Here is a 15,201-nt window from a genome sequence, read left to right as displayed (position 1 = left end):
ATTTTTGCAATCAAAATTAAACATGATTGGTTTTAAAGAGTTCCGGTATTCAATGAAAGTGTTTATTATTTCATTACTTACTAATCTTACGCTTCTCACTGTACTCTATTATATCTTTAACATTCGTCAGTTCCCTCCCAAATACGGACGGGATTTTTGGATAATTACCACTTTAATCGCATGGTCTGTAACCTTTTTTGTAAAAAAAGACAGGGTAATGCGATCCGGTTATTCTTCTTTCCGGAAAAGTGTTATTATTTTCTCTTCGATGTTCTGTACATTTATGATCATGCTGTTCAGTATCGATTTATTATCGCTTTACGATACGAAAACAAAAGAAATTGTAAATATTGAAGAAGTATACGCTGCCAATAGCAGAGGTCTTACCATCCGGAATTTTAATGTTATCAGAAGCCCAATGATTTATTCTGGTATTAAAAGTAGAAAAAAACCGGTATCCAGATACGCACAGGTTGTTTTCGTATATCCCTTTCAATCAAAGAATCATGATGTTTTTTATAGTCTCATCTTTGAAAAACCAATAGACCAGAACGCTGATGAGGAAAATCAAAAAAAGCAACTGGATGATTTTCTTGTATACACAAGAGATACAATAATGAAAAATTATGATTTTGATAAAATAAAAAACTTCGAATACATTACCAAAATGTCTCGCGAGTATCGTGATATTTCAGAAGCAATACCGGAAGGACAAAAAGCAGTACTTTTAAAACCTGTTATAACGCTTGTAGAAGAAAAAGCGAAGGTGGAAATATTATCCATGATACGGGCTATAGCTGTTGTATTCTTAGGATATATTGCTATTTTCCTTCTCAGCAGAGTGCCAAACTGGAAATAATCAGAATATCCCGGATTTAAAATACACCCACAGAAATACCGACACCCACAGTGAGACCACCGAAAGACTGAAAAACAGCCACTGGAAGATGCTTTTAAAGTAATATTTTCCAAAAAGATAAAGCACAAAGAAAATAATCAGGGAAACTGAGAAGCCTAAAACCGAAGCTATAACAAAAGCCTGGATATAATTGTCTGAAACAGGAGGATTTTTAAATACAAAAAAAAAGAGAACAGCTGAAATAAGATACAATATCGTGCTTATCTTTTCAAAGACATATTTTCTTTCCTTCCTCTTATCAGGCAGATCATAACGGATGGTGTCTGAAGAACCTCCGTTAAACAGGTTAAGAACATTACCACACAGGTCTAAAAAATCAAAAAAGTCGAAATTCATAGGTTGAATTTCGACAAATTTAAAAATTTATTCGGTACACCGGAAAGCTTCCGGGTAATTTTATTTCACTAATTGAATTTCCGCCGCAGAAAATCCTTTCGGTGATTTTTCTTTCTCGTAAGAAACTTTGTTTCCTTTTTTCACAGGCTCTGCACAGTTGTTACTGTGGAAGAAAATATTTTCCTTCGTTTTGTCTTCCGTGATAAAACCGTATCCTTTTTCGCTTAAAAAAGTAACGATTCCTGTTTTTCTGAGTTCCTCCGCCTCAATAGGAGCGGCACCCAGCTGGATATCATCAATGTTGATTTCCGCTTTTTCCCCCTGATCCGGTGGAGTTGAAGTCAATTGACCGTTTGCATCTACATACATAAACATCTCGTCAAGACTTTTACCTTTGTTGTTGCTCGATTTACGCTCTTCTCGCTTAAGAGCTTTTTCCTTTTGTTTTTGAACTTTCTTTTTGAAATTTTCTTTTTTAGAAAAAGAATCCGCCATATATTATTATAAAATTTAGTTGTTACATGAATACATTTTCCGTTGCAGGAAAAGAAATAAAAAGTTTGAATAAGATCTCTGATAATGCCTTAAATAAGCGCTTAAAATGAAATAGTATTAAAATCTGTCAGCTGTAAAAGCAAAAAAACCGATTGAAAAATAGAAGTCTAAACTGTTACAGAGAAAGGTTGTTTCCTTTTATTATCATACAAAGATACGAAAAAACATCCAAACTTCCTAGTAATGAATTGGATCTCAATTTGTTTTTAGCCTAAAGCTTTATGAAAGAGTACACATATAACAAAAATTATATGAATGAACGACCTCCAAAGTCAAGTCAATTTACGCGTTCTGTAATTTAAAGGAAGAAAGAAATCTTTTTTATAATATTTAAAGATTATGTAAAACCGTAATCTTTTTTTATGCAGAAATCATATATTTGAAAAAACTAATTGAAAAACTTTGAAAACCATAAAACTTAATGTTAGATCAGTCATTTTCAAGCTCAAATTTTAATCTTATCTTTTTAAAGGAAAATAGAAAAGGAATGCTAATAATCTGATAACGCAATATAAAATATTAATTAAAGAATCAGCGGTCGATTATAAGGATGTCCTCAATTATAGTTTAGCTCTTTTAAATAATATTATTGAAAAAAATCTGATAAATTTTGAGAACATATATTTTCAATATAGAGTTAAAATTAAATCTGGTGAAATAGAGGATAAAAATATTATTAATAAATTAGATAAAGTAGAAGAATCTTTTACATCCCATATAGTTAACTTTATAGATTTAATATTTTTTATTTACTCAGTTTCACCAAGCGTAAATTCAACAATTAAAATAAGTCACATTTTATCTAAAATATTAGCCTTTTACAAAATAAAATATAAATCAGATAAGAAGAAATTTGTAATATCAACAAATAATAGACATCGAGTATTTAAAAAAGTTCTAGATGAATCAAGTTTTATAATCAAAAAAAATTTAATCTCAGAGTATGCTCAGGTTGAAACGTTATATCTTTTAACGGTAGTAAAGGAACTGGATAGAGAATTTAGAATTCCTGGAATTTTATTAGAGAAATTTATCTGTTTTGATCATGTAAACAATAAAATTCCTAATTGCAGATTGAATTATTTTTCTATTGTAGTAATATTATATTATTTAGGACACTCTACAAAATTTAACCGAGTAAAAACAGCTTTAAAAAGCTATATTAAAGAATATATAAAAATTTTTCCTGTTGAAAAACGCAATAAATCTTCAGAGTTAACTCATCTAATCTTAGATCTTATTGCCTGTCCATATCTCGATATTAAGTATAAAAGAAAAATTTTTATAATCTACAAAGACAGTAAAACATTCACAGAAGCAAAAGAAAGTATTAATACATTAAATAAAATATTAGATTTTCAAAAAAATAATGTAAAATATTGGTTTACTAAATGGGAAAGATTTAATTTAGCTAAAGAATTAGAATACAAGAAAAGCCAAGAGGTTTATTCTTAAACATATTGTCATTACCAATCTCCAGTTTGGAGTAATTTATTATTTCACTCTAGAATTAAAGTGAGTAATCATTTTCATTCACACACATGTATGTGACAGCATTCCGTAAAGGAAGAAAAAAAACAAGCAACCTGAGGAGATGAAGGTTGCTTATTTTTTTATTATATTACTAACCCGATAACGCAGATTTACAATCAATGTTCCAACAATAATCACTGCGACAATCATTATATCCTTGTAGAAAATAAAAGAAATTTAAAGTCAGATGATTCTTCATTCCACTTCTGAACTTCGTTCGTAAACTTTCAGTTTATATTCAGAATAACACATCAAACAGCGCGGATTTGCAATCTATACTCCCAACCTTACCCAAACAAAAAAACCACCGGAAATCCGGTGGTTCATATCATTGATAATCTGTAATCTTATGCTTCAGCTGAAGGATCTTGTTTTTCCGCAGGCTTTTCACCCTGAGGCTTCTGTCCTTCCGGTCTGTTTGGTCTTCCTTCCCCTTCCGGTCTCGGTTTCCCTTCCGGCTTCGGAGGTCTTGGTAAAAGAACCTTTCTGGAAAGCTTCATTTTCTTACGGTCATCGTAACCCATAAATTTCACTTCCACTTCATCTCCTTCTTTATATGGAACTTTATCCAGACGCTTCCACTCGATTTCCGAGATGTGAAGAAGCCCTTCCGTTCCTTTTGCAATTGCTACGAAGGCACCGAAATCCATGATCTTCACCACTTTTCCATTATACACCTGTCCTACAACCGGTACAAAAGTGATTTCGTTGATTTTCGCTACAGCAGCATTGATCTTCTCTCTGTCAGTACCAGCAATTTCGATACGTCCGATTTCTCCGATCTCTTCAATCGCAATAACCGTATCCGTATCTTTCTGCATCTGCTGAATGATTTTTCCACCAGGCCCGATTACCGCACCAATGAAGTCTTTCGGAATTTCCATTACCACCATTTTCGGAGCGTGAGGTTTTACGTCGGCTCTCGGTTCAGCAATCGTTTCCGTGATTTTATTTAGGATGTGTAATCTTCCGTCTCTTGCCTGCATCAACGCTTTTTCCATGATGTCCATAGAAAGCCCCTGAATTTTGATATCCATCTGGCAAGCAGTGATACCATCTGCCGTTCCGGTTACTTTAAAGTCCATATCTCCCAAGTGATCCTCATCTCCTAAGATATCGGAAAGTACGGTAAACTTACCGGATTTCGTATCGGTGATCAATCCCATTGCAATCCCGGAAACAGGTTTTGTAATCTGTACTCCGGCATCCATTAGCGCCAATGTTCCTGCACAAACCGTTGCCATGGAAGACGAACCGTTGGATTCAAGAATATCGGAAACAATTCTGATGGTATAAGGATTTTCTTCAGGAATTACCGCCTGTAGTGCTCTCTGAGCTAAGTTTCCGTGTCCTACCTCTCTTCGTGAAGTTCCTCTTAAAGGTCTTGCTTCACCTGTTGAGAACGGAGGGAAATTATAATGTAAGAAGAATTTCTCATCATGCTGAGAAATCACACTGTCTACCATGTTGGCATCTTTTACGGAGCCTAAGGTTACAGCCGTTAAAGACTGGGTTTCCCCTCTTGTAAAGATCGCAGAACCGTGTGCTCCCGGAAGATAATCAATTTCAGACCAGATCGGACGGATCGTTTGCGGATCACGGCCGTCAAGACGGATATTGTCTTCAAGGATCATCTGGCGCATGGCCTCTTTTTCCACATCGTGGTAATATATTTTAGCGAAAGGCGTTACTCTTTCCAGCTCGTCAGGATTATCTACATACTGAGCCAGGAATTCATCAAGAACAGCCTTGAATTTTTCGTGTCTTTCTTCTTTTGCAGAAGGTGTTTTTGCTACTTCATATACTTTATCGTAGCACTCTTTCCACACTTTTTCACGGATGGCCTCCTCATGAACTTCGTGGGAATATTCTCTTTTAGGGAAAGCTTTGCCTACTTTTTCAGCTAATTTCTCCTGAGCTTCAATTTGTTTTTTGATTTCAGCATGGGCGAAGATAATGGCTTCCAGCATTTCCTGCTCGGAAATTTCCTTCATCTCTCCTTCTACCATTACGATGGAATCTTTGGTAGCTCCCACCATGATATCCAGCTCAGAATCTTTCAGCTGCTCATAGCTTGGGTTAATCGCCAGCTGGCCGTCAAATCGTACCACTCTTACTTCAGACATCGGTCCGTTGAAAGGAATATCGGTAATGGCAATGGCTGCAGAAGCTGCCAAACCTGCCAGGTCATCAGGAATAGTCTTTCCATCGTAAGAAATTAATGAAATCATTACCTGAACTTCCGCGTGGAAATCTTCAGGGAAAAGCGGACGCAGCACTCTGTCTACCAGACGCATTGTTAAAATTTCCTGATCAGAAGGTCTTGCTTCTCTTCGGAAAAAGTTTCCCGGGATTCTTCCTCCTGCATAAAATTTTTCTCTGTAATCTACCGTTAATGGTAAAAAATCCACACCGGGATTTGCTTCTTTATTGGCAACAACAGTCGCTAAAAGCATTGTTCCGCCACATTTTACAACTACGGATCCGTCTGCCTGCTTAGCCAGCTTCCCCGTTTCAATAGTAATTTCTCTGCCGTCTGCAAGAGTAATCGTTTCTGTAAACGCTTGAGGTATACTCATAAAAATTGTCTTCTTGTACCCCGTATTGGGCACGATTAATATTTAAACTTTTTAAATTTTCGATGCAAATTTAATGTAATTATTTGGATATAGCACCGCATCCGGCTAAAATCCGTATGAAAATGGCGGTTAATTTTATGTTTTAATAAACATATTCATTAAAACTGATTCCAGAAAAACAAATTTCTAATGCCATGCATCAATTTGCAATATCATTTTTACTTTACAGCTCACCACAGAGCAAAAAAAAGCAACTTCTTTCGAAGCTGCTCTTTTGAAAATCTTTGTAGATTACTTTCTTAAACCTAATTCAGCAATAATTGCTCTGTATCTTTCGATATTTTTATTCTTAAGATAATCTAATAATCTTTTTCTTTTACCTACCAGTTTCACCAAAGATCTTTCTGTGTTATAATCTTTGTGATTGCTCTTCAAGTGAGCAGAAAGGTGGTTGATTCTGAAAGTGAAAAGTGCAATTTGTCCTTCAGCACTTCCTGTGTCTTGTGCAGATTTTCCATGTTTTGCGAAAATTTCCTGCTTTTTTTCTGTATTTAAGTACATTCCAATATTATTTAAATGATTATTATGTAACGGCTGCAAAAGTACGATATTTTTTTTACTTTACAAACATTATTGATTTCATAAATTGATTTTGATAGAAAAATATGTTAAATATTTCTTAAAAAAATTATGATATCGTGTTAAAAGGCAGTACTTTTGCATGGTATTCATGATGAGAAATTCTACTGTTTTCATACTATTCGTCCTTATTATCTTTCCATGCTCTTCTTTGCTGAAAGCGCAAAACAGCCATGAAGCTAAGATAAAGCGAATCCTTTACTTTAATCCTCAGGTAGAACCTGATATTGAAGAAATTAAAGAACCCACCAATACAGCCTTTTTCAGCGCGGTATCCGATAATTTAAGCGAAAGAAAAAATAAGATGCTGAAAACCGAAACCCAAATTTCTTTTGACAGCATCGATAAGAAAACCATTTCAGATTATTGCCTGAATAATGACGCAGATTTCGCTGTCATACCCAAAGTAAAATATTTTAAAGTAGGAATCGGGAAATATGTTTTCTCCAATCAGGTGATCGTAAGTATGAAACTTTTCGATGCAGAAGGAAACCTGATTACGGAAACAGATTATGATACCTACAGAAAAAATATGCGGCTTTTAGGATCTACGGTAAATTCAGTAAAGATCGGTACCAACGGAGCCATTAAAGATATCCTCAAACAGCTGCGGAAAATAAAACCTTCCGGAGAAAATGGTTTTTAGCCATTCCATCAAAAACTTTCTTCCCAATCTTTTTTAAGATTTCTAATTAATATTATGCACATCATTGAATTTCATTAAATTATATTCATTACACAGTGAATAATTTAATTTATTTTAGTATTTTTAAATAAACAATTCATTCAAACTATCTCAATTCAAAATTCTTCTTACACTCGCAGTTTTTGTGGGTGTTTTTTTGTTTCTGCAATTTTACTTATTTAACTTAAATATGGATTTGATGAGTTTAATTAATCCTTAAATTTAAAGCAGCATTCTCATTTTTTAAAAATTTGAGTTATTTTTGCATAGCCTAAAAAATAACGTTTTGAATTCTAAGGACGAACTTATCTTTAACCCCGCCGATATTGCCGAAACTCTTAGCGAACTTCACGCTGACGAGAGGCTTTTGGCGTTCCTGAAAGTTCCGAAAGAATACAAAGCGGAAGTTTTCTCCCATCTCGATCCTGATTTCCAGGAAGAAACGATCCGAAGCATCGGAAGTGACGAAGTCTCTGAGATCCTCAATGCAATGACACCTGACGACAGAACGGCATTGTTTGAAGATTTTCCGGATGAGCTGATCAAATATTCCATCAATCATCTGAATCCGCAGGAAAGAAGAATTGCCCTAAAACTTTTGGGTTATGATTCCGATTCCATTGCCCGACTGATGACACCTTATTATATCCAGATCCGTAAAGAATGGACTATTAAAAGATGCCTTCAACAGATCAAAAAAGTCGGAAGCAAGGTAGAAACCATGAATTATCTGTATGTTGTGGATGAAAGAAACCGGCTGATCGATGATATTGCGTTGGGAAGTTTATTGCTTGCCGAGGAAGACACTATGGTTTCCGAGATCACCGATAATCACTTCGTAGCTATTACAACGACCACTTCAAAAGAAGATGCTGTTCAGTATTTTGAGAAATATGACCGGGCTGCGCTTCCTATTGTTACCGAAGCAGGTGTTCTGGTAGGCATTGTAACAATTGACGATATCCTTGACCAGATTGAGCAGCAGAATACGGAAGACATCCAGAAGTTCGGGGGTCTTGAAGCATTAGATGTTCCGTACACCCAGACTTCCCTGATCGAAATGGTGAAAAAGAGAGGTATGTGGCTGATCATTCTTTTCTTTTCGGAAATGCTTACTGCCTCAGCGATGGGCTATTTTGAAGATGAGATCCAAAAGGCAGTTGTTTTGGCGTTATTTGTCCCTTTAATTATATCCAGTGGCGGAAATTCCGGTTCCCAGGCTGCAACGCTGATCATCAGAGCGATGGCGCTACAGGAAATCGGACTGAAAGACTGGTGGTATGTGATGCGAAAAGAAATATTCACCGGGCTTTTCCTGGGTGGTATTTTAGGAATTATCGGCTTTTTAAGAATTATGATATGGCATAAAGCAGGTTTTTTCAATTACGGAATGTACTGGCCTTTTGTTGGATTGAGTGTCGGCGTTTCTTTGGTAATGATCGTACTTTGGGGAACTCTTTCCGGCTCTATGGTTCCGTTTATTCTTAAAAAACTAAAACTTGACCCCGCTACTTCTTCAGCTCCATTTGTTGCAACTTTAGTAGATGTAACGGGGCTTATTATCTACTTTTCTGTTGCCGGGCTTTTCTTAACGGGTAAACTTTTGTAATTTTAGGCAACCTCTAAAATATCATAATGAAAGTTGTTTCTCTTGTCCCCTCCATCACCGAGGCATTATTTGATCTGGGTTTAACTGAAAATGAAGTGATCGGAAGAACCAAATTCTGCATTCATCCTTCTGAAAGAGTGAAACGTGTACCCGTAATCGGAGGTACAAAAAATATCAATATTGAAAAAATAAAAGCATTACAGCCTGATCTGATTTTGGCCAACAAAGAAGAAAATGTAAAGGAACAGGTTGAAGCTTTGATGAACGATTTTAAGGTAATGGTTACAAATGTTGAAAATATTGAGGACAATTATTATTTACTGAAAACTTTAGGCAAGCTTTTCAACAAAGAAGAGAAAGCGCAGTGTTTCAATCTCAAAATTTATGATGTTTTGAACGAGGCTAAGATTAATTGTAAGATAAAAGTTGCGTATCTCATCTGGAAAAGTCCTTATATGACGATAGGTTCGGATACATTTATTCATAAAATTCTTGATGAAATTGGTTTTGAAAATATTTTTAAGGATCAGAATCGCTATCCTGTTATTGAAACCGAAGATTTAAAAGAAGCTGAAATTATCATGCTTTCTTCCGAACCTTTTCCTTTTAAAGAAAAACATATGGAGGAACTGAAATTATTTTATCCTGCTAAGAAAATTATGATCGTGGATGGGGAAGCTTTTTCCTGGTATGGAACGCATCTTGCCAAATGCAAAAGTTATTTTAAAGAACTGATTGCTGAAGTTGAAACAATTAAAATGTGATTGGTAAAATTGCAGCTGTTTTTTTATTTCCCACAGATTTCACAAATCATACAGATATATATATGCACGGAGATTGTGGAACCTCTACAAGACGATATAGTAGCTTTTTAACCCATTTTTGAAATCACTCAATGCTTTTTAAATAGCATATCACCACAGATTTACACGGATTGCTTTAAGCAGATAATTTACTTTATTATTTTATCTCCCGTAGATTTTGCTGATTATCCAGATAATAATATTATATAGAAAATAGTCAGGTAAAAAAGAACAAAAACTAAAAGACTCCGGCCCTTCGGGCCGGAGTCGATATTGTAGACCAAATTTTAATTACAAAATCTTTGCAACTTCGTTGCAAAGCCATTCCAGCAATTCTTTATCTTCGGCCGTGAATGGATCAATGGTATGAGAATCGATATCAATCTGCCCGATGTTTTTCCCGTCTTTAAAAATAGGAACCACAATTTCCGCTTTTGTGTCGATGGAGCAGCTTAAGTAGTTGCTTTCTTCATTCACATCCGGAACTACAAAAGTCTCATTGGACACGGCTACCTGTCCGCAAATCCCTTTACCATAAGGAATAATCGTATGATCGGTAGGAGCGCCTACATAAGGACCTAATTTTAACTCATCTTTATCTCCGTTTTTAAAGTAAAAGCCTGTCCAGTTGAAATAAGAAATTTCCTGATCTAAAAGATGGCAAACTTTTTCAAGTTTCTCTTCGGTATTATGTTTTGGACTTTCCAGAATGGATAGAAGTCTTTTTTTTAATTCTGACATTTTTATATTATTTAAGAGAATTGTTTTAGCGAAAATTCTTCTTTATACCCGAACATTCCGCGTTCTTTAATCATTTCTGCGACGCCTTCAGGAACCTGTGTTTCCCAGCCTTTGATATTACATGCAATTTTTTTAAGGATATCTCTTGAATAAATCTCCAGATATTCCGGATTGTAATTGGTAATATCCACAATACGTTCATTATGCTTGAAATATTTATACAGTTCCTTCAGGTTCTCTTCTACTTTTAAAGTGGAAGAATCTAAAAGCTCATGTGTTTCCGGATCTTTGTAAGGATAAAGATATACCCTCATTCCGTTCCTGAAGAACTTACCGAAAGCCTCGAGAATTCCTCCTGAGAGGTCTTTATAATATCTTTCATCAAAAACCATCAGAAGATTATTTACCCCCATCGCGACACCAATATTTCCATTTGTATAAGAAGCAAAGTAATCGATAAGGCGGTAGTATTCAGAATAATTGGAAACGATAACGGTATAGCCAAGCTTACCGAGAATATCTACTCTGTCCAGGAAATCTCTTTCATCAATATCGCCGTCTGCACGAAGGTTGGAAATGGTTATTTCAATGAGAACTTCAGTTTCGTCCGTTGTACATATCGCATCTTTAAGGAACATATCGAGTCCGTTTTTCAGCATATCGATATTTACCTTTGTTACCGGTCTGAAGCTTCCTCTTACCGCAAAAATATTTTTTTTATACAAAACATCTGCAGGAAGCATATTGTTACCCTCAGAATTGAAAATTACCGCGTCTGTCATTCCGTTTTTAACCAACTGTAAAGACATCAGTCTGTTATCAACATAGGTAAAAGCCGGTCCGCTGAAATCAATCATATCAATTTCAAGGTTATCTTTAGCTACATCGTCGTATAAAGATTCTATTAAATTTCTTGGATTGTCATAATAATGAAACGCCCCGAAAATAAGATTTACTCCAAGATTTCCAAGGGTTTCCTGCTGTAATGTGGCATCATTCTCTTTAAATTTTACGTGAATAACAATTTCGTTGTAATCTTCATTTTCATTCGCCTGGAAACGTATTCCTACCCAGCCATGACCTTTAACGGTTTTATCAAAATTAATTGTTGTAACCGTATTTGCGTAAGAAAAGTACTTTCTGTTTGGGTGATTTTCCCTGGAAATCCGTTCTTCAATCAAAGCTACTTCATAGCGAAGCATTTTTCGAAGCCTGTTTTGGGTAACGTATCTGTTTTTTACCTCTTTTCCGTAGATGGCATCACTGAAATCTTTGTCGTAGGCCGACATTGCTTTAGCAATTGTACCGGAAGCTCCCCCTGCTCTAAAAAAGTGCCGAACAGTCTCCTGCCCTGCTCCAATTTCCGCGAAAGTACCATAAATAGTAGGATCTAGATTAATTGTTAATGCTTTTTGTTTAGGAGTTAGTTTCTGATACATTAGGACATTAAATTTTTCGTAAATTTACCAAAATTAAAACAACCTCAAAAGAAATGAAGTTGAAATTTTTAGGAACGGGAACTTCCCAGGGTGTACCCGTGATTGGCTGCACCTGTGAGGTATGCACTTCAAAAAATCCCAAGGATAGCCGTCTCAGATCTTCTGTAATGGTGACCACTGATGAAAGTAAAAAAATACTGATTGATTGTGGCCCCGACTTCAGGCAGCAAATGCTTGCCCATAAAGAAAATACGGTAGACATTGCTTTACTTACTCATGAACACAATGACCATGTGATTGGTCTTGATGACATGCGTCCTCTGATTTTCAAAACCGGAAATGATATGCCTCTCTATTGCTATTCCAGAGTGGGAAATGAAGTAAAAAAACGTTTTCCTTACGCATTTGCTGATGAAAGATATCCCGGAGCTCCTGCTTTTGAGCTTCATGAAATTGAGAATTATCCTTTTACCGTCTTAGATACTGAAATTACCCCGGTTGAAGTAATTCATTATAAAATTACCGTTTTTGGCTATAAGTTTAACAATCTCGCTTATATTACTGACGCAGGTTTTATTTCCGACACGGAAAAAGAAAAATTAAAAAATCTGGATGTATTGATTTTAAACTGCATCAGAAAATTTGATCCCCATCCGGCACATTTTATCCTTCCGGATGTTATTAAACTATTTGAAGAACTAAAACCTAAGCAATTATTTTTAACACACATCAGTCATCATTTGGGTCTGCATGATGTTGAAGACAAACAACTTCCATCCGGAATACACCTTGCCTACGATGGTCTTGAGATAAATTTTTAATTTTTTTGCTTAATTTTTTTCGGTATTCATAAAAAGTTTCTATATTTGCACACCGATTCAAACACGGAAAACACCAGCCCAGGTGGCGGAATTGGTAGACGCGCTGGTCTCAAACACCAGTTCTTAGGAGTACCGGTTCGATCCCGGTCCTGGGTACAAGACCGGAAAGAGGTGATAATTCACTTTCTTTCCGGTTTTTTTCTGTCCCTAATTCATTGTTTATCTGATATATATAAGAGAGTAAAACATTGACTCGGGTGGTTCGATAATGGTTTTTTGAAAATTGTAAATTAATTAGATATTATAATAATTGCTTGTTTTAAAAAGCGAGATATTAGCTATCTGCCAATATCAGATATTGAATTTTTCACCAATAAGAATCCACATCTTTTCGATCTATATATTAAACTTTGTTTTACGGATTTTCATCTTGATTAACATAGATATAATTGAGCATGCAGAATGTTGCTATTGCTCCGAAAGCATGCCATAAAAAATGTGTTCCAAAACTGAACCATTCCCATTGATCAGCTATACGAAATGTAAGCGCCAAAACGAAAGACAAAAGAGCAAAACCTACCCATTTACTGGCTTTCCACTGGGTATATGCCAGATACTTTATTACCGAAAAAAGCACCAACGAAGCCATCATCGCATAATTGACATTGATAAAAAGAAAATGGTTATCTGCAAAAAACCAGTTTCTTAAGGTAAACATCAACAATAAATATCCCACGACTATTAAAACAGCACAATACCATCGGGTACTTTTAGCCAGAAAATAAAATCCGGCGGATGTACAAAGTAACATAATGGGCATCCAATCCATCAAAATAAACACCGGCCACAGCCTGAATGAGTGGTAAACGGTTCCGCCTATAGCTCCAATGTACAATAAAACCAGGCAATAAGTTAAAAAAGGATATCTTTTAAAATCCTTACCGATCTTAAGAGTCCAAAAAATGGCTATTGCTAAAAATAATATAGAAGTAATGGCATTGAATGGCTCGGGGAAAAAGTGAGCCATATTGGTTTCTGTGTAAATTATGCCTCCATCAGGAGGTATTTTATTAATCGGCATTGTTTTATTGTATTTTATCAGTCTTTCTATAAAAAAAGCAAATACAAAACCATTTATCGTTAACAGTTAGATTAAAATACAAATCATTAAATGAAGAGAATCCCTGTTTTACTTTTTGACCGAAATCATTTTGTACTTTAATAAATTTACCATTATCAGATACAATTCATCCATCATTTTTCAGATATTACAGCAATTCATTAATTTGGTTTATACATCCTTCCGTTTTTTGAGCACCCTCTAAACCATTTCTTTAATTACAGGTTTTGTTTTAAAATTGACTGTTCATTCAGTGGCTTACGTTTTGAATACTATTGCTTTATGTTTATATCAAAATGGCCAACAATCGCAAATCAATTTACAGTGCTCTTGCTGCTAATCTGCTGATTGCTTTAACAAAGTTTATCGCAGGTACATTTACAAACAGTTCATCTATGATCTCAGAAGGTATCCACTCTACTGTTGATACTGTAAACCAGCTATTGCTGCTGTACGGAATTAAAAGAAGCAAAAAAGCTCCCGATGAACTGCATCCGTTCGGGTATGGAAAGGAACTTTATTTTTGGTCTTTCGTGGTTTCCATTCTTATATTTGGATTAGGTGGCGGGCTTTCCATTTATCAGGGAATACTACATATTAAAGAACCTGAAATCATGAAAGATCCGTTCTGGAACTATATTGTACTGGTTCTTTCTCTTATTTTTGAAGGAACATCACTTATTATATCCTTAAAAGAATTCAATAAGACCCGTAATGGGTTGGAATGGTGGGATTCTATTATCAAAAGTAAAGATCCTTCCAGCTTCCTCGTTGTCTTTGAAGATGGTGCGGCAGTAGCCGGTCTTATTGTCGTCATGATATTAATGGGGATGAGTCATTATTTTCAGATTCCGGAACTGGATGGAGTGGCTTCCATCATTGTAGGGCTGATCCTGGTTTTTGTTTCTTTCATCCTGGCCAGAGAAAGCAGAAGCCTGCTGATGGGTGAAGGAATTGCACCTGAAACAAGGGAAAAGATTAAGAAGCTTGTGGAAAAAGATGCTGCCGTGATCAGAACAAAAAGTATACTATCAACTTACCAGTCACCAGAGGAAGTAGTATTGATGCTCATTATAGATTTTGAAGACCATCTTGATACAGAAGAAATTACGCAAGCCATACTTCGCATTCGGGGAACTATAAAAAATGAATATCCATTAGTACATTTTGTTATAATCCAGCCGGAGTAAAAATATAACACACATACAATTTTGTACATTACTGATTGAAGAACTGAAATAAAAGCGTATTTATTAGCTGATTTATACTTATTATCTTCAGTAAAAAAAGTTAATTTTTTTTATTAAGATAACCATTAAACCAAAATGAAGCCGTCTCACAACTGAGGCGGTTTTTTTTATTAAAAAAAGTTGTAATATTAGCGAGTATTTTGTATATTTATCTGGTAATCAGTCATATATA

General features: G+C 35.4%; 14 protein-coding genes and 1 tRNA gene. 8 read left to right on the top strand and 7 right to left on the bottom strand.

The genetic code is table 11. The features are described 5' to 3' along the window. Nucleotides 1-22 precede the first annotated feature (22 nt). The gene (locus BUA76_RS18480) at nucleotides 23-859 is read left to right on the top strand and encodes a hypothetical protein (protein ID WP_072886278.1); all 837 of its coding nucleotides are present in this window, start codon (nucleotides 23-25) and stop codon (nucleotides 857-859) included. Here BUA76_RS18480 and BUA76_RS18475 read toward each other — a convergent pair whose 3' ends face one another. Together BUA76_RS18475 and BUA76_RS18470 are read right to left on the bottom strand one after the other, a co-directional pair. Beyond that, nucleotides 860-1,255, bottom strand: coding sequence for a hypothetical protein (locus tag BUA76_RS18475; RefSeq protein ID WP_072886277.1), 396 nt, complete (start codon nucleotides 1,253-1,255; stop codon nucleotides 860-862). A 60-nt stretch (nucleotides 1,256-1,315) separates the two neighbouring features. After that, on the bottom strand, nucleotides 1,316-1,750 hold the full coding sequence (locus BUA76_RS18470; RefSeq protein ID WP_072886276.1) for a cold shock domain-containing protein: 435 nt from the start codon (nucleotides 1,748-1,750) through the stop codon (nucleotides 1,316-1,318). Nucleotides 1,751-2,884: 1,134 nt separating this feature from the next. Between BUA76_RS18470 and BUA76_RS18465 the strand changes: the two genes are divergently transcribed. Further along, nucleotides 2,885-3,265 carry a hypothetical protein gene (locus BUA76_RS18465; RefSeq protein WP_072886275.1) on the top strand — a complete coding sequence of 127 codons (381 nt, stop codon included), beginning with the start codon at nucleotides 2,885-2,887 and terminating at the stop codon, nucleotides 3,263-3,265. A 425-nt stretch (nucleotides 3,266-3,690) separates the two neighbouring features. On the opposite strand, the gene BUA76_RS18460 is transcribed toward BUA76_RS18465, so the two are convergent. After that, a complete protein-coding gene (locus tag BUA76_RS18460; RefSeq protein WP_072886288.1) occupies nucleotides 3,691-5,922 on the bottom strand; it encodes a polyribonucleotide nucleotidyltransferase in 2,232 nt (743 codons plus the stop codon). 291 nt (nucleotides 5,923-6,213) lie between these two features. Next, complete coding sequence (gene rpsO, locus BUA76_RS18455; protein ID WP_029295270.1) at nucleotides 6,214-6,483, bottom strand: 30S ribosomal protein S15; 270 nt, start codon at nucleotides 6,481-6,483, stop codon at nucleotides 6,214-6,216. Between the two features lie 169 nt (nucleotides 6,484-6,652). Between rpsO and BUA76_RS18450 the strand changes: the two genes are divergently transcribed. From BUA76_RS18450 to BUA76_RS18440, 3 genes are all read left to right on the top strand, one after another. Continuing rightward, the gene (locus tag BUA76_RS18450) at nucleotides 6,653-7,207 is read left to right on the top strand and encodes a pyruvate decarboxylase (RefSeq protein ID WP_228408511.1); all 555 of its coding nucleotides are present in this window, start codon (nucleotides 6,653-6,655) and stop codon (nucleotides 7,205-7,207) included. Nucleotides 7,208-7,532: 325 nt separating this feature from the next. Then, nucleotides 7,533-8,855 carry a magnesium transporter gene (gene mgtE / locus BUA76_RS18445; protein ID WP_072886273.1) on the top strand — a complete coding sequence of 441 codons (1,323 nt, stop codon included), beginning with the start codon at nucleotides 7,533-7,535 and terminating at the stop codon, nucleotides 8,853-8,855. Between the two features lie 26 nt (nucleotides 8,856-8,881). Continuing rightward, nucleotides 8,882-9,619: an ABC transporter substrate-binding protein gene (locus tag BUA76_RS18440; protein WP_072886272.1), complete on the top strand. Its 738-nt coding sequence runs from the start codon at nucleotides 8,882-8,884 to the stop codon at nucleotides 9,617-9,619. A gap of 330 nt (nucleotides 9,620-9,949) precedes the next feature. On the opposite strand, the gene BUA76_RS18435 is transcribed toward BUA76_RS18440, so the two are convergent. Then, nucleotides 9,950-10,399: a GAF domain-containing protein gene (locus BUA76_RS18435; RefSeq protein ID WP_072886271.1), complete on the bottom strand. Its 450-nt coding sequence runs from the start codon at nucleotides 10,397-10,399 to the stop codon at nucleotides 9,950-9,952. Between the two features lie 11 nt (nucleotides 10,400-10,410). After that, entirely contained in the window at nucleotides 10,411-11,838 is a 1,428-nt protein-coding gene (locus BUA76_RS18430; RefSeq protein WP_072886270.1) for a nicotinate-nucleotide adenylyltransferase, read from the bottom strand. A 53-nt stretch (nucleotides 11,839-11,891) separates the two neighbouring features. Here BUA76_RS18430 and BUA76_RS18425 point away from each other — a divergent pair, with 53 nt between their 5' ends. Further along, nucleotides 11,892-12,659, top strand: coding sequence for an MBL fold metallo-hydrolase (locus BUA76_RS18425; protein WP_072886269.1), 768 nt, complete (start codon nucleotides 11,892-11,894; stop codon nucleotides 12,657-12,659). A gap of 76 nt (nucleotides 12,660-12,735) precedes the next feature. After that, nucleotides 12,736-12,815, top strand: a tRNA-Leu gene (locus BUA76_RS18420). A 259-nt stretch (nucleotides 12,816-13,074) separates the two neighbouring features. Here the strand turns inward: BUA76_RS18420 and BUA76_RS18415 are convergent. Continuing rightward, nucleotides 13,075-13,740 (bottom strand): hypothetical protein, encoded by a 666-nt coding sequence (locus tag BUA76_RS18415; RefSeq protein WP_072886268.1) that lies wholly within the window; start codon nucleotides 13,738-13,740, stop codon nucleotides 13,075-13,077. A 335-nt stretch (nucleotides 13,741-14,075) separates the two neighbouring features. On the opposite strand from BUA76_RS18415, the gene BUA76_RS18410 reads away from it, so the two are divergent. Beyond that, nucleotides 14,076-14,969 carry a cation diffusion facilitator family transporter gene (locus tag BUA76_RS18410; RefSeq protein WP_072886267.1) on the top strand — a complete coding sequence of 298 codons (894 nt, stop codon included), beginning with the start codon at nucleotides 14,076-14,078 and terminating at the stop codon, nucleotides 14,967-14,969. The last annotated feature ends 232 nt before the right edge of the window (nucleotides 14,970-15,201 follow it).

It is taken from the genome of Chryseobacterium takakiae (assembly GCF_900129385.1).
Lineage (GTDB): Bacteria > Bacteroidota > Bacteroidia > Flavobacteriales > Weeksellaceae > Chryseobacterium > Chryseobacterium takakiae.
Note: the sequence above shows the minus strand (reverse complement) of the source record. Positions and strands in the feature narration are given on the sequence as shown.